Origin of the sequence: Vescimonas sanitatis (assembly GCF_049060325.1) — a bacterium.
Taxonomy (GTDB): Bacteria; Bacillota; Clostridia; order Oscillospirales; family Oscillospiraceae; genus Vescimonas; species Vescimonas sanitatis.
Window position 1 is genome coordinate 1 of sequence record NZ_JBMGPW010000039.1, and the last position, 463, is coordinate 463.

General features: G+C 69.3%; 1 protein-coding gene. It reads right to left on the minus strand.

Annotated features, from left to right (window positions below; all coding sequences use genetic code 11):
• The coding region (locus tag ACOMDU_RS13645) for a ribonuclease E/G (protein ID WP_421130702.1) at window positions 1–445 on the minus strand (445 nt) is incomplete at its 3' end.
• Between the last annotated feature and the right edge of the window lie 18 nt (window positions 446–463).

The window sequence follows — 463 nt, forward strand, 5'->3', positions numbered from 1 at the left end:
CGTAGAGCAGCTCGGGGGCGAGCACCTTGGTGCCGGACGCCTTCTCCTGGATGCCTTCCCACTGGGCGCGCAGACGGTTGATGTCGTTCTGCAGCTCCTGCTCGGAGGTGCCCTCGGCCGCGGTGCGCACGATCACGCCGGCGTCCTGCGGCAGGTGGTCCTTGAGGATCTTCTTCAGACGCGAGCGCTCCACGTCCGGCAGCTTGCGGGAGATGCCGGTCATCGAGCCTCCCGGCACGTCCACGCGGTAGCGGCCGGGCAGGGAGACCTGGCTGGTCAGACGGGCGCCCTTGTGGCCCACCGGGTCCTTGGTGACCTGGACGAGCACGGTGTCGCCGGACTTGAGCGCGTTCTCGATCTTCCTCGGCTTGCCGTCCAGCTGGGCGGCGTCCCAGTTGACCTCGCCCGCGTAGAGCACGGCGTTGCGTCCGCGGCCGATGTCCACGAACGCGGCCTCCATGGA